At 67.8% G+C, this 20,162-nt stretch carries 17 protein-coding genes; 9 read left to right on the top strand and 8 right to left on the bottom strand.

The features are described 5' to 3' along the window. The first annotated feature begins 62 nt into the window (after nucleotides 1-62). Nucleotides 63-476 carry a PPC domain-containing DNA-binding protein gene (locus L810_RS27055; protein WP_042976367.1) on the top strand — a complete coding sequence of 138 codons (414 nt, stop codon included), beginning with the start codon at nucleotides 63-65 and terminating at the stop codon, nucleotides 474-476. Between the two features lie 124 nt (nucleotides 477-600). On the opposite strand, the gene acnB is transcribed toward L810_RS27055, so the two are convergent. Then, complete coding sequence (gene acnB, locus L810_RS27050) at nucleotides 601-3,186, bottom strand: bifunctional aconitate hydratase 2/2-methylisocitrate dehydratase (RefSeq protein ID WP_042976365.1); 2,586 nt, start codon at nucleotides 3,184-3,186, stop codon at nucleotides 601-603. 709 nt (nucleotides 3,187-3,895) lie between these two features. Here acnB and L810_RS27045 point away from each other — a divergent pair. Further along, on the top strand, nucleotides 3,896-4,651 hold the full coding sequence (locus L810_RS27045; protein ID WP_021161499.1) for a BPL-N domain-containing protein: 756 nt from the start codon (nucleotides 3,896-3,898) through the stop codon (nucleotides 4,649-4,651). An 11-nt stretch (nucleotides 4,652-4,662) separates the two neighbouring features. On the opposite strand, the gene L810_RS27040 is transcribed toward L810_RS27045, so the two are convergent. The 3 genes from L810_RS27040 to L810_RS27030 form a co-directional block, all read right to left on the bottom strand. Next, the gene (locus L810_RS27040; RefSeq protein ID WP_021161498.1) at nucleotides 4,663-5,136 is read right to left on the bottom strand and encodes a nuclear transport factor 2 family protein; all 474 of its coding nucleotides are present in this window, start codon (nucleotides 5,134-5,136) and stop codon (nucleotides 4,663-4,665) included. 304 nt (nucleotides 5,137-5,440) lie between these two features. After that, on the bottom strand, nucleotides 5,441-5,689 hold the full coding sequence (locus L810_RS27035; RefSeq protein WP_021161497.1) for a hypothetical protein: 249 nt from the start codon (nucleotides 5,687-5,689) through the stop codon (nucleotides 5,441-5,443). 604 nt (nucleotides 5,690-6,293) lie between these two features. Further along, on the bottom strand, nucleotides 6,294-6,728 hold the full coding sequence (locus L810_RS27030; RefSeq protein ID WP_021161496.1) for a universal stress protein: 435 nt from the start codon (nucleotides 6,726-6,728) through the stop codon (nucleotides 6,294-6,296). Nucleotides 6,729-7,096: 368 nt separating this feature from the next. Here L810_RS27030 and L810_RS27025 point away from each other — a divergent pair, with 368 nt between their 5' ends. The 6 genes from L810_RS27025 (at nucleotide 7,097) to L810_RS27000 (ending at nucleotide 12,516) form a co-directional block, all read left to right on the top strand. Continuing rightward, entirely contained in the window at nucleotides 7,097-8,581 is a 1,485-nt protein-coding gene (locus L810_RS27025) for an amidase (RefSeq protein ID WP_021161494.1), read from the top strand. 813 nt (nucleotides 8,582-9,394) lie between these two features. Next, nucleotides 9,395-10,081: a hypothetical protein gene (locus L810_RS27020; protein WP_042976363.1), complete on the top strand. Its 687-nt coding sequence runs from the start codon at nucleotides 9,395-9,397 to the stop codon at nucleotides 10,079-10,081. A 120-nt stretch (nucleotides 10,082-10,201) separates the two neighbouring features. Then, nucleotides 10,202-11,032: an arylamine N-acetyltransferase family protein gene (locus L810_RS27015; RefSeq protein WP_042976361.1), complete on the top strand. Its 831-nt coding sequence runs from the start codon at nucleotides 10,202-10,204 to the stop codon at nucleotides 11,030-11,032. Nucleotides 11,033-11,119: 87 nt separating this feature from the next. Continuing rightward, nucleotides 11,120-11,296 (top strand): ribbon-helix-helix protein, CopG family, encoded by a 177-nt coding sequence (locus L810_RS27010; protein WP_021161490.1) that lies wholly within the window; start codon nucleotides 11,120-11,122, stop codon nucleotides 11,294-11,296. A 1-nt stretch (nucleotide 11,297) separates the two neighbouring features. Next, a complete protein-coding gene (locus tag L810_RS27005) occupies nucleotides 11,298-11,648 on the top strand; it encodes a VOC family protein (RefSeq protein WP_021161489.1) in 351 nt (116 codons plus the stop codon). Nucleotides 11,649-11,655: 7 nt separating this feature from the next. After that, on the top strand, nucleotides 11,656-12,516 hold the full coding sequence (locus tag L810_RS27000; protein ID WP_021161488.1) for a class I SAM-dependent methyltransferase: 861 nt from the start codon (nucleotides 11,656-11,658) through the stop codon (nucleotides 12,514-12,516). 69 nt (nucleotides 12,517-12,585) lie between these two features. Here the strand turns inward: L810_RS27000 and L810_RS26995 are convergent, their stop codons facing one another. From L810_RS26995 to L810_RS26980, 4 genes are all read right to left on the bottom strand, one after another. Beyond that, complete coding sequence (locus tag L810_RS26995; protein WP_021161487.1) at nucleotides 12,586-17,427, bottom strand: NAD-glutamate dehydrogenase; 4,842 nt, start codon at nucleotides 17,425-17,427, stop codon at nucleotides 12,586-12,588. Between the two features lie 196 nt (nucleotides 17,428-17,623). Further along, on the bottom strand, nucleotides 17,624-17,812 hold the full coding sequence (locus L810_RS26990; protein ID WP_021161485.1) for a 4-oxalocrotonate tautomerase: 189 nt from the start codon (nucleotides 17,810-17,812) through the stop codon (nucleotides 17,624-17,626). A 56-nt stretch (nucleotides 17,813-17,868) separates the two neighbouring features. Next, the gene (locus L810_RS26985; protein WP_021161484.1) at nucleotides 17,869-18,645 is read right to left on the bottom strand and encodes a class II aldolase/adducin family protein; all 777 of its coding nucleotides are present in this window, start codon (nucleotides 18,643-18,645) and stop codon (nucleotides 17,869-17,871) included. After that, a complete protein-coding gene (locus L810_RS26980; protein ID WP_021161483.1) occupies nucleotides 18,620-19,513 on the bottom strand; it encodes an urea transporter in 894 nt (297 codons plus the stop codon). Before L810_RS26980 ends, L810_RS26985 begins: the two co-directional genes overlap by 26 nt. A 256-nt stretch (nucleotides 19,514-19,769) precedes the next feature. Between L810_RS26980 and L810_RS26975 the strand changes: the two genes are divergently transcribed. Further along, the coding region (locus L810_RS26975) for a putative glycolipid-binding domain-containing protein (protein WP_042976378.1) at nucleotides 19,770-20,162 on the top strand (393 nt) is incomplete at its 3' end.

The raw sequence follows: 20,162 nt of genomic DNA, 5'->3' as shown, positions 1-20,162 counted from the left end.
CCGGATTCACGGGACGAACGTACGCTGGGTCGATACCGCGATCGACCCACAGGTTCTCGACCATGCAAGCCCATCCTTTGCGTCTTTCCCCCGGCGACGATCTGCGCGGCGCCATCGAGGCAGCGCTACACCAGCATGAAGCGCATGCGGCCTTCGTGATCCAGGGCATCGGCAGCCTGAGCGTCGCGCAGTTGCGTTTCGCCGGCGTCGATCAGCCGACCGAGCTGCGCGGCGACCTCGAAATCCTGACGCTGGCCGGCTCGGTGTCGCCGGACGGCGCGCATCTGCATATGTCGATTTCCGATGCGGCCGGCCGCGTGACGGGCGGCCATGTTGCGAGCGGCTGTGTGGTGCGCACGACGGCCGAGATCCTGCTCGCGCTGCTGCCCGCGCATCGCTTCTCGCGCGAGCCCGACGCGGGCACCGGCTTCAACGAACTGGTGATCCGTAGCGAGCCGGGCGGCGACACCCTATGAATGCGACTATGCATCGATCGCTGCGTCCGTTTCTCGCCGCATAAAAAAGCGCCGCGGCCTTTCGGCCCGCGGCGCCTTCCAGTGCGCTGCGACGTCGACCACCCGCCGCAGCCCGACTGCGTGCTTACACCTGCACGGTGTCGGCCACTTCCTTGAAGTCCTCGATCTGGTCGAAGTTCATGTACTGGTAGATCTTGTCGCCGTTGGCGGTGAGCACGCCCATGTCGGCCATGTACTCTTCCTTGGTCGGGATCTTGCCCAGACGCGAGCAGATGGCCGCCAGTTCCGCCGAGCCGAGATACACGTTCGTGTTCTTGCCGAGACGGTTCGGGAAGTTGCGGGTCGACGTCGACATGACCGTCGCACCTTCGCGCACCTGAGCCTGGTTACCCATGCACAGCGAGCAGCCCGGCATTTCGGTACGCGCACCGGCCGTGCCGAACACGCCGTAGTGGCCTTCTTCCGTCAGCTGCTTCTGGTCCATCTTGGTCGGCGGCGCGACCCACAGCTTGACCGGAATGTCGCGCTTGCCTTCGAGCAGCTTCGACGCGGCGCGGAAGTGACCGATGTTGGTCATGCACGAGCCGATGAACACTTCGTCGATCTTGGCGCCGGCGACGTCCGACAGCGTCTTCACGTCGTCCGGGTCGTTCGGGCAGGCGACGATCGGCTCGTGGATGTCGGCGAGGTCGATCTCGATGACGGCCGCGTATTCGGCGTCGGCATCCGGCGACAGCAGTTGCGGGTCGGCCAGCCACTGCTCCATCGCCGCGATACGGCGCTGCAGGCTGCGCGGATCCTGGTAGCCCTGCGCGATCATCCACTTCAGCAGCGTGATGTTGCTGTTCAGGTATTCGATGATCGGTTCCTTGTTCAGGCGCACCGAGCAACCGGCGGCCGAACGCTCGGCCGACGCATCCGACAGCTCGAACGCTTGCTCGACCTTCAGGTCGGGCAGGCCTTCGATTTCGAGGATGCGGCCCGAGAAGATGTTCTTCTTGCCTTGCTTGGCGACCGTCAGCATGCCTTGCTTGATCGCGTACAGCGGGATTGCGTTGACGAGGTCACGCAGCGTGACGCCCGGCTGCATCTTGCCCTTGAAGCGGACCAGCACCGATTCCGGCATGTCCAGCGGCATCGTGCCGGTGGCGGCCGCGAATGCGACCAGGCCCGAGCCTGCCGGGAAGCTGATGCCGATCGGGAAACGCGTGTGCGAATCGCCGCCGGTGCCGACGGTGTCGGGCAGCAGCATGCGGTTCAGCCACGAGTGGATCACGCCGTCGCCCGGGCGCAGCGCGATACCGCCACGCGTGCTGATGAAGTTCGGCAGCGTCTGGTGCGTCTTCACGTCGACCGGCTTCGGATATGCGGCGGTGTGGCAGAACGACTGCATCACGAGGTCGGCCGAGAAGCCGAGGCAGGCGAGATCCTTCAGTTCGTCGCGGGTCATCGGGCCCGTGGTGTCCTGCGAGCCGACCGAGGTCATCTTCGGTTCGCAGTACGTGCCCGGGCGCACGCCCTGGCCTTCCGGCAGACCGCATGCGCGGCCGACCATCTTTTGTGCGAGCGAGAAGCCCTTGCCGCTGTCGGCCGGCTGGTGCGGCAGGCGGAACAGCGTCGACGGTGCGAGGCCGAGCGCTTCACGTGCCTTCGCGGTCAGGCCGCGGCCGATGATCAGCGGAATGCGGCCGCCGGCGCGCACTTCGTCGAACAGCACGTCCGACTTCACCTGGAATTCGGCGATGACCTTGCCGTCCTTCAGCGCCTTGCCTTCGTACGGGCGCAGTTCGACCACGTCGCCCATTTCCATCTGCGACACGTCGAGCTCGATCGGCAGCGCGCCGGCGTCTTCCATCGTGTTGTAGAAGATCGGGGCGATCTTGCCGCCGAGGCACACGCCGCCAAAGCGCTTGTTCGGCACGAACGGGATGTCTTCGCCGGTGAACCACAGCACCGAGTTGGTGGCCGACTTGCGCGAGGAGCCGGTGCCGACCACGTCGCCCACGTAGGCGACCAGGTGACCCTTTTCCTTCAGCGATTCGATGAACTTGACCGGGCCGCGCTTGCCGTCTTCTTCCGGCGTGATGCCCGGGCGTGCGTTCTTCAGCATCGCCAGCGCGTGCATCGGGATGTCCGGGCGGGTGGTGGCGTCCGGGGCCGGCGACAGGTCGTCGGTGTTGGTTTCGCCCGTGACCTTGAACACGGTGATGGTCAGGCTTTGCGGCACTTCCGGACGGCTCGTGAACCATTCGGCGTCGGCCCAGCTTTGCAGCACGGCCTTTGCGTGCGCGTTGCCCTTGTCGGCGAGTTCCTTGACGTCATGGAACTGGTCGAACATCAGCAGGGTTTTCTTCAGTGCGTCAGCGGCGACGGCAGCGACTGCCTCGTCGGACAGCAGTTCGATCAGCGGCTGGATGTTGTAGCCGCCCAGCATTGTGCCGAGCAGTTCGGTCGCGCGTTCGCGCGAGATCAGCGGGCAGGCGGTCTCGCCCTTGGCGACGGCGGCCAGGAAGCCGGCCTTCACGCGGGCGGCTTCGTCGACGCCGGCCGGCACGCGATGGGTGATCAGGTCGACGAGCGTCTGCTCTTCGCCGGCGGGCGGGTTGGTCAGCAGTTCCACCAGTTCGGCGGTCTGCTGAGCCGTCAGCGGCAGGGGAGGAATACCGAGCGCGGCGCGGGCGGCCACGTGAGCACGAAAGTTTTCAAGCATGGGGAGACCTGCTGATATTGCGTTTGAGGGGAAGGCCTTGCCGGCACTCCGGGGCTGTTCCAGGCACTGCTTTGAGCGGGATTCTAATCTCAATGATCTGTAACGTCAAATGTCTTATGTCTTATATAAGAGTTGAGGGTTGAGGTGCGGGAAAGTGCGATGGCGCGGGAGAGCCGGTGTTTGCGGACGTGTTTCGGCGGCGCGCCGGGGCATGCCTGCGGGCGAGGTGTCTCGGGTGTCCCGACTGTTGATGGGAGAAGCGGGGGCGGCGGTGTGCGTGAGCGGGATCCGGGGGGGCGTCCGTCTGCGCCGGGTCGCCCGCGTTGCGGCGCCGGCCGCTGTCGTGTGAACAGGCAAGGGGCGCCCGAGGCTGCGGCCCGCGCGGGGGCGCTACCGGTAGCCCGGGAGCACGGGAGCACGGGAGCACGGAAGCCCGGAAGCCCGGAAGCCCGGAAGCCCGGAAGCATGGGAGCACGGGAGCACGGGAGCACGGGAGCACGGAAGCACGGAAGCACGGAAGCACGGAAGCCGGCAGTGCACATTTCTGTACAAGCACACAGGAAACGGTACACACATACCGCTTTCGGGCGCCTACGCTGTATTTCACGTGCCTTTCAGCAAGATTTCAAAGCACGGCGGCATTGGCGCGTGCCGGTTGCTTCGTCGTGAACGGCCGACCGCGAACCCTCGAGTCCCGTCAATCCGGAACATGCGATCCAGAGAATCGATTTTCGTTGTCCTGTCGCTCGTCGCGTCGTCGCTCGTTCATGCGGCGGCGGCCGACGACGAAACGCGCGGCTCCGACAGCCGCCCCGTCGCACTGGTCTATCGCGGCCCGGCCGCATGCGACGGTTGCCCCGAGACGATTGCGAGGCGCCTGCGGGAATCGGAGCACAAGTTCCGGGTGCTTTACGTCGGGCCGGCGGAAAAACGCCGGATCACGCCTGCCGTCCTGTCCGGCGCCGCGCTGTATGTCCAGCCCGGCGGCGGGCAGGACATCCCCGGCGCGGCGGCCAGCATCGGGAAAGACGCGGTCGAGGCCGTGCGCCAATACGTGTCGAACGGCGGGCGCTATCTGGGCATCTGCATGGGCGCCTACCTGGCAGGCGACCCGGGTTTCGGGCTGGTCGCGGGCGAGATCGACTCTGAGGTCGACCGGCCGCGCTCGACGCTTCACGGTATAGCGGACACGGTGACGCCGGTGGTATGGCGCGGGAAAAAACGCTGGATCTACTTCCAGGACGGCGCAATGCTCCCGGCCGCCCCCGGCGCGGCCGTGCTGGCGATCTATCCGAACCGCGACATCGCAGCCGCGACCTATCGCTACGGCAAAGGGCGTGTCGGGCTCGTCGGCCCGCATCCCGAAGCCGACGAAAGCTGGTATCGCGAGTACGGTCTCCGGAATCCGGACGGCGTTCTGCCGGACATGGCGTACGACCTGATCAACGCGACGATGAAGCCATGACGTTGTGCGAGCTAATTCCGCCGTGCGCGATACGCGTCGAGGTTCTTCCGCGCCTGTGCGCGGATCGCGCGTTGCACGAAAGGCGTCCAGCCGAGCAGTGCGCCTTTCAGTCCAAGCGCCTGACGCGCCCAGCGCCAAAGGTCGAAACTGTCGCGATGCTCGACGATGCGCCTGTCGCGAAACCGGAACCGCGCGTCGATCCGGTTGACCACCATCCGGCCGGTCGTGGTGAACCGGTAATGGGCGATCCATTCGGCGCGCCCGGCCTGCTGATCCGCGGCGACGTCGCTGAACGTCAGGGAAAAGTCCTGCGCACGCGCGACCAGCATGCGCCACATGTCGCGTGCGAGGTCACCGCGCAGCTCGCCGAACGCGGGATCGCTGAAGACGACGTCATCGGCATAGCAGGCGAGCATCGCGTCGATGTCGCGCTGCTGGAACGCCGTGTAGAAGCGCTGGATCAACTCGGTGTGCGGATGGCTCATCGTTGGGTGGGGTGTCGTTGCAGATGAAACGGAGTCTCGACGGAGTCGCCGGACGTTCGACCGGTTGATCGACGGGGGCATGCCATACGGCAGGAATGCCCCGATCGAGCGGATGTCGACGTGTGTTCCACGCGACGATGCAGGTCACGTGCGGGCGTTCGGCATGACCGCCGTCCTGAACGTGACCTGCGTCGCGGCATGTCGCGATATCGATCGAAACAAGCGGGAAGGGATGAGGGCGTGCGCGGCTCCTCCGGTTCAGCCGTCGCGACCCGAGCCCGGCCGGAGCGTCGGCGAATGCACGTCAGCGGTTCGCCAGCGCGACGTCCTGGTTGCCGCGCCCCGTCACCAGGCAGCCCGACATGAATGCCTCGCCCTGGCTGCTGGCCGCTGCTTCGCCGAAGCCGCGGCCGAGCGCGTCGACCTTCACTTGCGCGGCGCCCTGTTCGCACGCGAGCGGGCTGGTGTCGCGGCCCTGCGCATGCAGGATCGCGCGATCGCCGATGAGGTACGCCAGCAGCGCGAAAACAGCGATATGTACGGCTCGTCTCATGGTTCGTCTCCTCGTCGCACAAGCGTAACGCGGACACGTTCGACGAAGCACTTGGGGGTTCCCCCGGTAAACGTCTGCTGAATCGGGGGCGGCCGGGGTGATCGTGTCCCGTTTTTCGCGTGTTGCGGGCGGAGCGAAGGCAAGGTTTCCATGCGGCCGGCGGGCGAAACCGGACGGGCGGCGAGACATTCGCGCGAGTTTGACGAATGTCAGGAGACGGGCGGGAGGGGGCGGCCGGACGGCCGTTCACAGCGATAGCATGAACGCATGATTTGACGGAACGCGATCGCGGAGGAATGCATCGGTTCCGGCAAGTAGGTGCGAATTGAACATCGCTGTCGAAATAGTGAGGAATCCAAATGCTTAACGTCTCTTCCGTTCTGATCAGCCTCGCTCCGATGTGGGCCATCCTGCTCGTTGCGTCTTCGGCAGCCGCCTATTTCGTGTTCTGGCGCAAGGTCATCAAGTAAGCGCGGCGGGAACGCCGGTGCGGGCGTGGGCGGTAACGCGGAACGCGGTAACGCACACCGGTGTCGCACGGCTCGCTGCAAACGCACGGTCCGTCAGCGAACGGCCGCCGTCGCGTTGCCGCGCGTCATCGCCGTCATTGCACGGCCGTGACCGGCACGTTCGTAATCCGCACCAGCCGGCTCATCACGCTGCGGCGGAACACCGACATCAATGCATGTAACGGATCGTGCCGCGGCGCGGCGACCACGATCTCGTCGCACCCCGTCTCGGCCGCCACGGCCGCGATCGTATCGGCCACCGGGCCGACCTTCATCACGACGCTGTACTTGACGCCGGCTTCCTGCAGGATTCGCTCTGCCATGGCCAGGTCGGCGGACGCGAACTTCTCCTCGATCGAACGCAGCCGCGAAAGCGGATGGTAGGCCTCGAGCCGCGTCGATTCGAGCGGCGCCTGAACGTTGATCAGTACGATTTCCGACGCGCACCGTTCGCGATACAGGAATGTCGCGTGGCGAACCGCCTGAAGCGAGCGGGGCGAGTGGCCGACCGGAACCAGCAGCTTGAGCATGAACGTTGTCCAGGAAACGAGATGATTCCAGCGTAGCGTGCGGCCGGGACGAACGATCTAAAGAGAACGGGCGGCCGCGTAAAAATGTCGTTAACGCGCACCGTCTCGTCCCGCACCTGATAGAAATATAAGAAATTTAAGTTTATGCGCATAAACGATTTCATCCGCGCGGGCGGCGCGTGCGAAGCGCGGCCTGTCGCCCCGATTCAGTCGGAACCGCAATGAATCGCGGCGGAAAATATCGGAGGTTGCCGATCCGGCGTCGCGTAGAGTAGTGCATCGGCCGCGGCGCGGCCCCGCCCGGCCGTTTCGGGGGGCGTCCGCCGCCAAACGGCCCGCCATTCCATTCCGATTCCAGGAGACTCCGCATGCCGCACGGCGCCCCGCAGCTTCTCGCTCCCGCTTCCATCCCCGTCGACCCGATCGTGCGCCTGTCGGCCGGCGAACTCGCGTCGGCGATCCGCGGCAAGGCCGTGTCGTGCGTCGAGACGATGCGCGCGTATCTCGATCACGTCGAGCGCGTGAACGGCGCGGTCAACGCGATCGTCGCGCTGCGCGATCGCGACGCGCTGCTCGCCGAAGCCGCGGAAAAGGATGCGGCACTGGCGCGTGGCGAGTACCACGGCTGGATGCACGGGATGCCGCAGGCGCCGAAGGACCTGGCGATGACGAAGGGGCTGCGGACGACCTACGGCTCGCCGATCTTCCGCGAAAACGTGCCGCAGGCCGATTCCGTGTGCGTCGCGCGGATGCGCGCGGCCGGCGCGATCTTCATCGGCAAGACCAACACGCCCGAATTCGGGCTCGGCTCGCACACGTTCAACGAAGTCTACGGCGCGACGCGCAACCCGTACGACCTGACGAAGAGCGCGGGCGGCAGCAGCGGCGGCACGGCGGCGGCGCTCGCGTCGCGGATGCTGCCGGTCGCGGACGGCAGCGACTTCGGCGGTTCGCTGCGCAATCCGGCCGCGTTCTGCAACATCTACGGCTTCCGCCCGTCGCAGGGGCGCGTGCCGCGCTGGCCGGGCGTCGACGTGTTCGTGCAGCAGCTCGGCATCGAAGGGCCGATGGGCCGCACGGTCGGCGACGTCGCGCAGCTGCTCGCGATCCAGGCCGGCTACGACCGCAACGATCCGCTGTCGCTCGCGGAGGATCCGGCCGTGTTCGCGCAGCCGCTCGACACCGATCTGCGCGGCAAGCGCATCGCGTGGGTCGGCGACTGGAACGGCTATCTCGCGACCGAGGCCGGTGTGCTCGCGCTGTGTGAACAGGGGCTGGCGACGCTGCGCGAGATCGGCTGCGACGTCGATGCCGCACTGCCGGCGTTCGCGCCCGACCGGATCTGGCGCCTGTGGCTCGCGCACCGGCACTTGTTGTCCGGCGGCGGGCTGCTGGCGCACTATCGCGACCCGGCGCGGCGCGCGTTGCTGAAGCCCGAGGCGATCTACGAGGTCGAAGGGCTGCTCGCGATGCAGGGCGCGGCCGTGTTCGAGGCGAGCGTCGAGCGCACCGCGTGGCATCAGGCCGTGCTGAGCTTCTTCGACCGCTACGACTTCATCGCGGCGCCGACCGCGCAGGTGTTCCCGTTCGACGTCGACCAGCGCTGGCCGACGGAGATCGCGGGCCGCGCGATGGATACCTACCACCGCTGGATGGAAACGGTCGTGCCGTGGACGCTGGCCGGCTGCCCGGTGATCAGCGTGCCGGTCGGCTTCAACGACGCGGGGCTGCCGATGGGGATGCAACTGATCGGGCGTCCGCGTGCCGATCTCGCCGTGTTGCAGCTCGCGCGCGGCTACGAGCAGGCGGCCGGATGGGTGGACGGGCGGCTGCCGGCGTGGATGGCGGGGTGATACGGCGGCCGGGCGATAGCCGGTTGCGGAGGGGGGATGACCACGCGGGCGGCGGCAAGCCGCTCGTTTTGCTTTTGTTTCCGAACGTGTTGCCGGGGCATGTCACGCCGAGCCCGTGGCGCGGGCGCGTTGCGCGACGGCGTGGCGTCATGTCAATGACGTGGCACGGCATGTTTCGCGTCACGCTGCGCCGTGCTGTTCGTCGGCGCGCATCACGCTGATCCCGGCACGGGCGCATGTGCGCGACGGTCTGGCGTCATGTGATTGACGCGGCCCGGCGCGTTCCGCGTCACGCTGCGCCGTGCTGTTCGTCGGCACGCATCACGCTGATCCCGGCACGGCGCATTTGCGCGACGGCGTGGCGTCATGTGATTGATGCGGCCCGGTACGTTCCGCGTCACGCTGCGCCGTGCTGTTCGTCGGCGCGCATCACACTGATCCCGGCACGGGCGCATGTGCGCGACGGTGTGGCGTCATGTGATTGACGCGGCCCGGCACATTCCGCGTCACATGCCGCCGGTCGATGTTGAATCCGACGTGCGGTTCAAGACGTGCGACGGCTGGCAGGCCACCGGCCGCGTCACCGTGCAGACGCCGACTTTCGCCGCCATTGATGCGCCTCAAGAACGAATGTCGGCACACGCTCGATATCGCGCGGCAAACAGGGACAAATCCGCTCGAGCGCGTACGCCGGCCGCGGAATTGCAAGCCTTCGTGCCTCGTGATTTCGTTTCGATGTGTTTCAGTCATTGCGGCGGCGCGCGGCGCGCTTCGACAATATTGGCCTCGATCATTCCGGCACGAGGAACACACATGAAACACATTCGCGCGACGGGCCGGTACCTGGCCTCGGCAGGCATCGCGTTCGGCATCCTGGCAAGCGGCGCCGCGCACGCGCAGCTCGACCTGCAGTCGCTCGGCGCGTCGCTGCTCGGCGGCGGGCAGCAGCAGGCGGCGCCCGCGCAGGGCGGCGTTTCCCAATTGCTGCAGGCTTACGTCGGCGCGAACCAGCAGGTGCTGACCGGCCAGTCTTCGCTCGCGTCGGCGATGGGCCTGACCGGCGCGGCCGGGCAGGCGCAGCAGGCCGCGAGCCAGCTGGCCGGCGGCGATGGGCTGACGCCGGCCGCGCTGTCGCAGATGGGCGGCGCGCAGCAATCGGTGTCGCAGGCGCTCGGCCAGGCGTTCGCGAGCGGCGGCGCGACGCACGGGCCGATCGACAAGCAGGCGTTCAGCAACGGCCTCGCGTCGCTCGGGCAGGGGCTCACGCAGTATTCGCAGCTGCAGTCGGGGCTCGGCAATCTCGGCTCGACGAGCGCGGCGTCGCTGTTGCAGTCGGGCCTGAACCCGCAGAACATGCAGGCTGCGTCATATATCGCGCAAAGTGCGCCGGGCCAGCTGCAGTCGCTCGCGGCGACGCTCAGCCAGGCCGTGCAGTTCGCGACGAGCCAGGGCATTTCGGTGCCGTCGGTCGCATCGTCCGCGCTGAAGCTGCTGCCGTAACGTTGCGCGGGGCCGCGCGATGCAGTGCCGGCATCGCGCGCGACGGCGAAGATCGCCCCGCACAACATGGGGATTTCGCGCGATGTTATCGTGGCGTGTCCCTTTTTTCGGTGCAGGTTCATGACTGACTCGTTCGACCTCTCGCGCTATTTCTCCCGCATCGGCTACGACGGCCCGGTCGAGCCGACGCTCGACGTGCTGCGCCGGCTGCACCTGCTGCACCCGCAAGCGATTCCGTTCGAAAACCTCAATCCGCTGACCGGCGCGCGCGTCGCGCTCGACCTGCCCGCGATCGTCGACAAGGTGATCGAACGCCGCCGCGGCGGCTACTGCTTCGAACTCAACAAGCTGTTCTACACCGCGCTCACGACGATCGGCTTTCGCGTGACGCCGATGATCGCGCGTGTGCGCTGGATGCAGCCGCCGGAAGTCGCCACCGCGCATACGCACATGCTGCTGCGCATCGATCTCGACGGCACGGCCTGGCTCGCCGACATCGGTTTCGGCAGCGCCACGCTGACCGCGCCGCTGCGGTTCGTGCCGGACGAGCGGCAACTGACGCCGCACGGCGCGTTCCGCGTCGTCGCCGCGCCGGTCGACGGTGAATTCGACATGCAGTTCGAGACGCCCGACGGCTGGCAGACCACCTACCGCTTCCAGTCGAAGCGGGTCGAATGGATCGATTACGACGCCGCGAACTGGTTTACGTCGACGTATCCCGAATCGATCTTCCTGCACAACCTGATCGCATGCCGCGTGCTGCCGGGCGGCCGCGCTGCGCTGCGCAACACCACGCTGACGATCCGCGATGCGGCGGGCGCCGGGCAGTCCGTCACGTTCGACGATGCGGCCGCATGGGGCGCGTGCCTGCGCGACACGATCGGCATCGATACGACGGGATTCGATCTCGACGCGCTGTTCGCGCGGCTGGCGGCGCGCGTCGCGACGTAACGCGGGCTCACGGTACCCGATCGCAGCCCGCGCAGATGGGCTGCACCCGCACTTGATTTTTGCTAGATTGCTAGCATACTAGCCATCATGACCGACGAAGAAGTGAAGCAATTCAACGTGTATCTGCCGCTGAGCCTGATCCGGCAGGTCAAGCATCGCGCCATCGAAACGGAGCAGTCGCTGTCCGCGCTGGTGGCCGATGCATTGCGCGCGTACCTGGCCGCGCCGCAGCCGGGCGCGGGGCCGTCCATCGAGGAGGAGTGACATGTCATCCGAGCGAATCGAAGCCGTGTACCTGACGACGCACAACTGGGGCAAGTCGGCGAAGTTTTTCCAGGCGCTGGGCTTTACGCTGGAGTTCGAAACCGATCACAACTCGGGCCAGCTGCGTCATGGCGACGGCCCCTTCCTGTTCATCGCCGAAGTGCCGCCGGGCGAAACGCCGGACATGCAGGTCGTGCTCAAGGTGCCGAATGAACAGGCGGTGCAGCCGCAGCCGATCGTTGACGTCGTCACACCGTTCGAGGATACGCACTGGGGCACGCGCGACATGACCGTACGCGATCCGGACGGTCGCGTGTGGCGCCTGCAGGCGCCAGGGCAGCAGGGCGCGTGAGGCCGACATGACCGAACCCCGTGAAAGCGCGCCCGACAGCACCGCCGCGCGCGTCGCGCTGTGGCGTGCGCTGCACGTCGAACTCGATGCACCGCCGCATGTGCTCGCCGACGAAGTCGGGCGGCAATTGCTCGCACCGGAACCCGGCTGGCAGCAGCGCGGTGACATGGATCCGCAGTTCACGCGGCCGTTTCGCGCGTCGATCGTCGCGCGGGCGCGCTTCATCGAGGATCTCGTGGTGGAGCAGGCCGCGCGCGGCGTGAGCCAGTACGTGATCCTCGGCGCAGGGCTCGACAGCTTCGTGCAGCGCCGGCCCGACATGGCGTCGCGTGTGACCGTCTTCGAAGTCGACCAGCCGGCGCCGCAGCGCTGGAAGCAACGGCGCCTCGTCGAGCTGGGCTTCGGCGTGCCCGACTGGCTGCGTTTCGTGCCGGTCGATTTCGAGGCGAAACAGTCGTGGCGCGCGGCGCTCGTCGGTGCGGGCTTCGATGCCGGCAAGCCGGCGGTCGTCGTGTCCACCGGCGTCAGCATGTACCTGACGCGCGAGGCGAACGCGGCGGCGTTGCGCGAAGTCGCCTCGCTCGCGCCGGGCTCGACGCTCGCGATGACGTTCCTGCTGCCGCTGGAAAATGCGGATCCGGACGTGCGTCCGGGGCTGGAAATGGCCGCGAAGGGCGCGCGCGCAAGCGGCACGCCGTTCATCAGCTTCTTCATGCCGGCACAGATGCAGGCGCTCGCGCGGGAGGCCGGCTTCACGAAGACCGAGCACGTTGCGGCTGCCGAACTGACGCGTCGGTATTTCGCGGATCGTGCGGACGGACTCAGGCCGCCGAACAACGCGGAGGAACTGCTGGTCGCGACGGTCTAGCCTCGCGCGTACGCAAGCATGCCGGCAGCGAGCGCGCCGGTTCCGGTCACGCGGAACCGGCCAGCCTGGTCACGCGCGTTCGAGCACGGCCATTTCCCGCACGACCACGAGCAGCACCGCGAGGCTGGCGCCGCCGGACGCGCGCAAGTCGGCGAGCAGGTGCTCGTAGCGTGCGAGCGCGGCTTCGCGGCGCGCGCGCCACGCGCCGACGATCGTCTCCGGCGTGGTCGAATCCGGCGATTCCGCAAGCGCGCTCGCCGCGAGCGTGCGCTTGAGGCGCGCGACTTCCGCGAGTGCGGCCGCGCGCGCCAGCATGTCCCAGTGCGTCGGGGTCGGCAGCGTCGCCGCGCGCTCGCCGATCCAGCTGTAATTGAGCAGCGTGCCGAGCGAGAAATACACACCCGCGACGAGTTCGAGGCTGCGGTTGCTGGTCGCGGCCACTTCGGCGATGTCGAGCAGCGCGGCCGAGATGTCGCCGCTCGCGACGCGCACCGCGAGCGCGCTGTCGACGCCGGCTTCGACCAGCACGCGCTGCCGCCCGGACAGCGCTTCGAGATCGTCGGCAGGCAACAGCGACGGCAGTTGCGGCGCAAGCCGCTCGGCCGCGTCGCGGCAGCGCGCGATCAGCTCGGCGACGCCGCCGTCGGCCACCGCGCCGGATTGCAGATGCCGCAGGAACCACAGCGCCGCGCGCTCCAGCAGCCGCGCGACGTCGACGAACATGCGCGCCTGCACGTCGTCGGCGACGCGGTTGTCGAGCGCATCGATGTCGCGCCACACCGCATCGAGGTCGAACACGTCGCGCGCCATGATGCACGCCCGCACGATGTCGCCGGGCTTCGCGTCGGTTTCTTCCATCAGCCGGTGCACGAATGCGCAGCCGACGCGGTTCACGAGCGCGTTGGTCAGATGCGTCGCGAGGATCTCGCGGCGCAGCGGGTGGCGGCGCATCGGTTCGCTGAAGCGCTGCTGCAGCGGCTTCGGGAAGTAGTCGACGAGCATCGCGGCAACCAGCGGATCCTCGGGCACGTCGGATTCGAGCAGCGCGTCGTACAGCCACATCTTGCTGTACGCGAGCAGCACCGCGCGTTCCGGCGACGTGAGGCCGAGCTTCGCGGCTTGCCGTTCGGCGACTTCGTCGTCGGTCGGCAGGAATTCGATCACGCGGTTCAGGCGGCCCGCGCGTTCGAGCCAGCGCATCAGGCGCGCCTCCGCATCGAGCAGCTCGACCGCATAACGGCCGGCGATCGACAGCGCCTGCGTCTGGTAGTAGTTGTCGCGCAGCACGAGCAACCCGACTTCGTCGGTCATCTCCGCGAGCAGCGCGTTGCGCTGCTTCTCGGTCATCTCGCCGTCGGACACGACGAGCCCGAGCAGGATCTTGATGTTGACTTCGTGGTCCGAACAATCGACGCCGGCCGAGTTGTCGATCGCGTCGGTGTTGATGCGGCCGCCGCGCTGCGCGAACTCGATCCGGCCAAATTGCGTGCAGCCGAGGTTGCCGCCTTCGCCGACGACCTTGCAGCGCAGGTCCGCGCCGTTCACGCGCACCGCGTCGTTCGCGCGGTCGCCCACTTGCAGGTGGGTTTCGCGCGCCGCCTTCACGTAGGTGCCGATGCCGCCGTTGTACAGCAGGTCGACCGGCGCCTGCAGGATCGCGCGGATCAGCTCGGCCGGCGGCAGCGCGTGCGCGTCGATGCCGAGCGCGGCCTGCACGGCGGGCGACAGCGGGATCGTCTTCGCGGTGCGCGGATAGATACCGCCGCCCGCCGAGATCGCGGCCGGATCGTAGTCGGCCCAGCTCGAGCGTTCAAGCGCGAACATGCGCGCGCGCTCCGCGAAGCTCGTCGCGGGATCGGGGTTCGGGTCGAGGAACACGTGCCGGTGATCGAACGCGGCGACGAGCCGGATATGCGGCGACAGCAGCATCCCGTTGCCGAACACGTCGCCCGACATGTCGCCGACGCCGACCACGGTGAAGTCGGTCGTCTGCGTATCGATGCCCATCTCGCGGAAGTGGCGCTTGACCGATTCCCACGCGCCGCGCGCGGTGATCGCCATCTTCTTGTGGTCGTAGCCGACCGAGCCGCCGGACGCGAACGCGTCGTCGAGCCAGAAGCCGTATTCGTGCGAGATCGCGTTCGCGTAGTCGGAGAAGGTGGCCGTGCCCTTGTCGGCGGCGACCACCAGGTACGGGTCATCCGGATCGTGACGCACGACGTCGGGCGGCGGCACGATCGCGTTGCCGGCCAGGTTGTCGGTCAGGTCGAGCAGGCCGCGCAGGAAGGTCTGGTAACACGCGATGCCTTCGCGCATCCACGCTTCGCGATCGCTCGGCGGCGGCGGGTTCTTCACGACGAAGCCGCCTTTCGAGCCGACCGGCACGATCACGACGTTCTTCACCATCTGCGCCTTCATCAGCCCGAGCACCTCGGTGCGGAAATCCTCGCGGCGATCCGACCAGCGCAGGCCGCCGCGCGCGACGCGCCCGCCGCGAAGGTGCACGCCCTCGACACGCGGCGAGTATACCCAGATCTCGAACATCGGCTTCGGTTCGGGCAGCCCGGGCACCTTCGCCGGATTGAACTTGAACGACAGGTACGGTTTAGATTCGCCGTTCGCGTCGACGAGGAAGTAGTTCGTGCGCTCGGTCGCGTTGATCACGCCGAGGAACTGCCGCAGGATGCGGTCTTCGTCGAGGTTCGGCACCTGGTCGAGCGCGCCTTCGATCGCCTTCAGCAGCCGCTCGGCCTGCACGTCGCGCGTGTCGCCGGTGGCCGGGTCGAAGCGCAGCAGGAACAGCTCGACGAGCTGCCGTGCGATCGCCGGGTTGCCGGTCAGCGCGCGCTCGATATACGCGTCGCTGAAGGTCGAGCCGACTTGCCGCAGATACTTCGCATACGCGCGCAGGATCGTCACTTCGCGCGCACTCAGATGGGCGCGCAGCACGAGGCGGTTGAAGTCGTCGTTCTCGATCCGGCCGCTCCAGATCTGGTCGAACGCATCCTCGAACAGGCCTTTCACGCGCTCGATGTCGAATTCGGTGTCGTCCGCGAGCTCGAGGCCGAAGTCGTGCACCCACGCATGCGCGGCGTCCTGCGTCTGGATCCGGTACGGCCGCTCCTCGTCCACGCGCACGCCGAGATGCTCGAGCATCGGCAGGCTGCGCGACAGCGCGATCGGGTCGCCCGCGCGATAGACCTTGAAGCGGAACGCGCGCGCTTCCGCCTCGATCGGCCGGTACAGGTTCATCGCGAGCTGCCCCGAATCCTTCACCCGCTCGATCAGCTCGATGTCGCGCACGGCCGTGCGCGCCGGATAGTCGTCGCGGTAGCCGGCCGGGAACGAATCGGCATAACGCTGCAGCAGCCGGTTGCCTTGCTCTTCACCGAAGGCGTCGAGCAGCGCGTCGGCGAGATCGTCCTGCCAGCGGCGCGTGACCTGCACGAGCCGCGTTTCGAGCTCGCGCGTGTCGACGTCGGGCATCGTGCCCGGTTCCGCATGCACGACGAAATGAATGCGCGCGATCGCCGATTCCGACAGCAGCGGCGTGAATTCGACGTTCACGCCGTTGTACGCATCGACGAGCAGCTTCGCGATGCGCCGGCGCAGGTCGGTGTTGTACTTGTCGCGCGGCACGAACACGAGGCACGACACGAAGCGGTCGAAGCGGTCGCGCCGCACGAACAGGCGCGTGCGCTGGTGTTCCTGCAGCCGCAGGACGCCGAGCGCGATGTCGTAGAGCTGGTCTTCGTCGGCCTGGAACAGTTCGTCGCGCGGATAGGTTTCGAGCACCGTCACGAGCGACTTGCCGAGATGGCCCTTCGGCAGGAAGCCCGCGCGCCGCACGATGTTCGCGCACTTGCGGCGCACGATCGGGATCTCGGTATACGAACCGAAATAGGCGGTCGACGTATAGAGCCCGATGAAGCGGCGCTCGCCGGCGACCTTGCCGTCGGCGCCGACGAGTTTCACGCCGACGTAGTCGAGATAGCCGGGCCGGTGCACGGTCGCGCGCGAATTCGCCTTGGTCAGGAAGATCGGCCAGGGGCCGGTGATGATGTCGGCGGCGGCCTGCGGCAGCGGCGTGACGTCGGGGGCGCCGGACGTGCGCAGCGATTCGCGCAGGATGCCGAAGCCGGTGCCCTCGATGCCGCGCAGCCCGAAGCCCGTGCCGTCGGACACGAGCGCGTAGTCGCGCTGGCCGAGGAACGTGAAGTGATCGGCGGCCATCCATTCGAGGAACGCGCGCGCCTCGATGTCTTCCGCAGTCGATTCGCGCGCCTTCATCTCCTTGATCGTCGCGCGGGCGATGTCGACGATCTTCGGCCAGTCTTCCACCGATGCGCGCACGTCGCCGAGCACGTGCGCGATGTCGTTGCGCAAGGTGTTGAGCAGCGCGGCATCGCCGCAGCGATCGACTTCGAAATGGATGAACGACGCGAGCTGCGACTGGCCGTCGCCGGGCGTCGCGCCGCCCGCATCGACGCGCTCGATGCCGCCATCGGCGCCGCGCCAGATGCGGAACACCGGGTGCAGTGCCGAATGCAGCGCGAGCCCGAGGCGGTTGACGGCCATCGTCACCGAATCGACGAGGAACGGCATGTCGTCGTTGACGATCTCGATGACCGTGTGGTCGGAATGCCAGCCGTGCTGTTCGAGGATCGGGTTGTACACGCGCAGCCGCTCGCTGCCGGGCACGAATTTCTGGGCGGTCTGCCAGTGCGCCATCGCCGCGCCGTAGAGATCGGCGATGCTGCGGCTCTGCAGATCGTCGGCATCGGCGAAGTCGTAGTAATGACGCAGGAAGGGTTCGACGATCCGGAACGTGGCTTCGGGCAGGCGCCCGCGCGCGAATTCGACGACGTCCGAGAGCAGGTGTGCGACGACTTCCTCGTTCTTCGCTTCCATGGCGGTCTCCTCGTCGGGTGGCCATCGGCTGCTGCGTCTGAGCCGCATTATATGCACCGATCGCGTGACATTGCGATGTGCGCGCGCACAACGGGAGGCGGAGAAGGAAGCCGCCTGCAGCGCCGCCGGGCGGGCGCCGCAGGGGATGAATCAGTGCGATGCGGGCGGGGTGCTCAAGCATCGCCGGGTGTGACGTTCAGCGCTCGTCGCTCCACAGCTTCCCGGCCGTCGCCCAGTTCTCCTTCTTCACGTCGGTGAGGATGATGTCGACCGCGCCCGGCTCGCAGCCGAGCGTCTCGCACGTGACGCGCGTGATTGCTTCGACGAATTCGCGCTTCTGTTCGACGGTGCGGCCTTCGAAGAGCTGGATATTGAAAGTCGGCATGACAAGTGCTCCGGTTGAGTGTGTCGGGTTCGGCCGCGATCGCGGCCAGGGATGCGTCAGTCGCGATACGACGGATCGATCCGGTCGAGCCGGCGCAGCAGCGCCGGCCATTCCAGTTCGCCTTCGATCGCGCCGCCGTCGCGCAGTTGTTCGGCGGTGCGGTCGGCCACTGCCGGGTCGGGCAGCACGAGCGGCCCGCCGCCGGCCTGCGCGCGCACCTGGATATCGCAGGCCTTGATCAGCGTGTCCATCAGCACATAGGCTTCGGCGACGGTGCGGCCGACCGTCAGTGTGCCGTGGTTGCGCAGCAGCATCGCGGATTTCGCGCCGAGGCTCGCGGTAAGCCGCGCGCCTTCCGCCGGCGAGAACGCGAGCGCCTCGTAGTCGTGGTACGCGAGGTCGCCGTGGAAGCGCAGCGCGTGCTGCGACGCGGGCAGCAGCCCGTCGCGCTGGATCGATACGGCGATGCCGGCCGTATTGTGCAGATGCATCACGCAGACGGTGTCGGCGCGGGCGGCATGCACGGCCGCATGCAGCGCGAAGCCCGTCACGTTGACCGCGTGCTCGCCGGCGCCGATCCGGTTGCCGGCCAGGTCGATCTTCACGAGGTTCGATGCGCGGACCTCGTCGAACGTCAGGCCGAACGGATTGATCAGGAAGTGGCCGGGCTCGCCGGGCACGGTCGCGGAAAGATGCGTGTAGATCAGGTCGTCCCAGCCGTTCAGCGCGACGAGCCGGTAGGCGGCGGCGAGGTCGACGCGCAGCCGGCGTTCGGCGTCCGAGATCGGGCCGCCGGGTTTCACGGCATCAGGACGGTGTGCGAATGACGACATCGGGTTCTCCGAAGGTGAGGCGGCGCGCGACGGCTACGGTCACCCACGATGCAAGGGCGAACGGCGCCGTGAACACGGGGATGCCGGCACGCATCGCAAGCCACTGGATCAGCGCGGCGAGTGCGGCGCCTGCAAGTGCCGCGCGCGGGCCGCGCGACATCAGCGCCAGTGCGGCGAGCGCGCCGTTGAAGCCGAGCAGGCCGTCGGCGAACGGCGCGCCGTTCGCGCCGAGCATGAGCAGCAGCACGGTCGACACGATCGCGCCGCCGAGCGCGAACGCGGCCGCGCGGCGCGACGCGACGGCGAGGCCCGCGACGATCAGCGCGCCGGCCCATGCGCCTTGCGCGAAGGTGGTCTGCGCAACTCCCGACAGCAATGCGTCGGTGACGGACGACGGCGTCAGTGCCATGCCGGCCGTCGCGTCGGTCGCGTGTTGCGGTGCGACAAACGGCAGCCACAGCGCGGTGACGGCGAGGCACGGGCTCGAATACGGGCACTGGCGCCAGCGGGCGAGCGGGGTGCGCATCGCGCGCTGTACGAGCGCCGCGCCGATCGCGGCCAGCGGCGCCAGCGCGACGGCTGCAAGGGAAGCGGGCGCGAACAGCGCCGCGATCAGCGCGGCGAGCGCGCCGTTGAAGCCGTGCAGCCCCTGTTCGACGTCGTGGCGCGCGGCGCCCGTCAGCACGGCGGTCATGCTGGCGGCGGCCGAGCCGAGCAGCGCCGCGCATGCCAGCCGCAGATCGGTCAGCGCCAGCGCGGCGAGCAGCAGCGCGCCGGTGAGCGCGTTCGCCTGCAGTACGATCTGACCGATGCCGCGCAGCAGGATGCGCAGGTCGATTGACGGCGAGGCGGAGCGGGCGGTAGGCATGATGGCGGCGGAACAGGACGAGCCGCGAGCATAGGACACAATCCGATGCACCGGAATAGGGAATTCTGGATAGTCAGGATTTGTCGGCGCTGCCCCGAAATGGGGAATGCGGGTGGTTGGCCGTGTCCAGGCGGGTGCCGCATGGCGTTTTTCGGGGCGGACGTTCCGTGGTGAGGAAATTCAGGCATCCGCCGGCGCTTTCGTCGGCGGATTCGTGCGACAGTGTCCCGCAGCGGGGAAACCGGGAGGGGAAACGATGCGTGAAGTGCGATGGGCGTCGCTCGAAGGCGACGGGGTCGAACATCTGACGTTCGACCGGAGCGGCGGCGGGATCGTCGTCGAAAGCGCGGTGGTCGGCCAGCGGTACGGCCGTGCGTACGGGCTCGCGTATCGCGTCGAGTGCGACGCGCACTGGCGCGTGACGTATGCGGTGTTGAAGGTGATGGGCGGCGGCACGCTCGAACTGCGCGGCGACGGCGAAGGCCACTGGCGCGACGGCGCGGGCCGTGCGCTGCCCGAACTCGACGGCTGCATCGACATCGACATCGCGGCGACGCCGTTCACGAACGCGCTGCCGATCGGCCGCCTGGGGCTCGTGCGCGGCGAGCGGCGGCCGAGCGACGTCGCGTACTCGCGCCGCCGCAGGCCG

This window comes from Burkholderia sp. AU4i, assembly GCF_000466765.1.
Classification (GTDB): Bacteria; Pseudomonadota; Gammaproteobacteria; order Burkholderiales; family Burkholderiaceae; genus Burkholderia; species Burkholderia cepacia.
This window is presented reverse-complemented; position numbering and strand designations above follow the sequence as displayed.

What these genes read in the sequence shown, in the direction of transcription:
- L810_RS27055 (WP_042976367.1), top strand. Translation starts at nt 63, where the DNA reads ATGCAAGCCCATCCTTTGCGTCTTTCCCCCGGCGACGATCTGCGCGGC.
- acnB (WP_042976365.1), bottom strand. Translation starts at nt 3,186, where the DNA reads ATGCTTGAAAACTTTCGTGCTCACGTGGCCGCCCGCGCCGCGCTCGGT.
- L810_RS27045 (WP_021161499.1), top strand. Translation starts at nt 3,896, where the DNA reads ATGCGATCCAGAGAATCGATTTTCGTTGTCCTGTCGCTCGTCGCGTCG.
- L810_RS27040 (WP_021161498.1), bottom strand. Translation starts at nt 5,136, where the DNA reads ATGAGCCATCCGCACACCGAGTTGATCCAGCGCTTCTACACGGCGTTC.
- L810_RS27035 (WP_021161497.1), bottom strand. Translation starts at nt 5,689, where the DNA reads ATGAGACGAGCCGTACATATCGCTGTTTTCGCGCTGCTGGCGTACCTC.
- L810_RS27030 (WP_021161496.1), bottom strand. Translation starts at nt 6,728, where the DNA reads ATGCTCAAGCTGCTGGTTCCGGTCGGCCACTCGCCCCGCTCGCTTCAG.
- L810_RS27025 (WP_021161494.1), top strand. Translation starts at nt 7,097, where the DNA reads ATGCCGCACGGCGCCCCGCAGCTTCTCGCTCCCGCTTCCATCCCCGTC.
- L810_RS27020 (WP_042976363.1), top strand. Translation starts at nt 9,395, where the DNA reads ATGAAACACATTCGCGCGACGGGCCGGTACCTGGCCTCGGCAGGCATC.
- L810_RS27015 (WP_042976361.1), top strand. Translation starts at nt 10,202, where the DNA reads ATGACTGACTCGTTCGACCTCTCGCGCTATTTCTCCCGCATCGGCTAC.
- L810_RS27010 (WP_021161490.1), top strand. Translation starts at nt 11,120, where the DNA reads ATGACCGACGAAGAAGTGAAGCAATTCAACGTGTATCTGCCGCTGAGC.
- L810_RS27005 (WP_021161489.1), top strand. Translation starts at nt 11,298, where the DNA reads ATGTCATCCGAGCGAATCGAAGCCGTGTACCTGACGACGCACAACTGG.
- L810_RS27000 (WP_021161488.1), top strand. Translation starts at nt 11,656, where the DNA reads ATGACCGAACCCCGTGAAAGCGCGCCCGACAGCACCGCCGCGCGCGTC.
- L810_RS26995 (WP_021161487.1), bottom strand. Translation starts at nt 17,427, where the DNA reads ATGGAAGCGAAGAACGAGGAAGTCGTCGCACACCTGCTCTCGGACGTC.
- L810_RS26990 (WP_021161485.1), bottom strand. Translation starts at nt 17,812, where the DNA reads ATGCCGACTTTCAATATCCAGCTCTTCGAAGGCCGCACCGTCGAACAG.
- L810_RS26985 (WP_021161484.1), bottom strand. Translation starts at nt 18,645, where the DNA reads ATGTCGTCATTCGCACACCGTCCTGATGCCGTGAAACCCGGCGGCCCG.
- L810_RS26980 (WP_021161483.1), bottom strand. Translation starts at nt 19,513, where the DNA reads ATGCCTACCGCCCGCTCCGCCTCGCCGTCAATCGACCTGCGCATCCTG.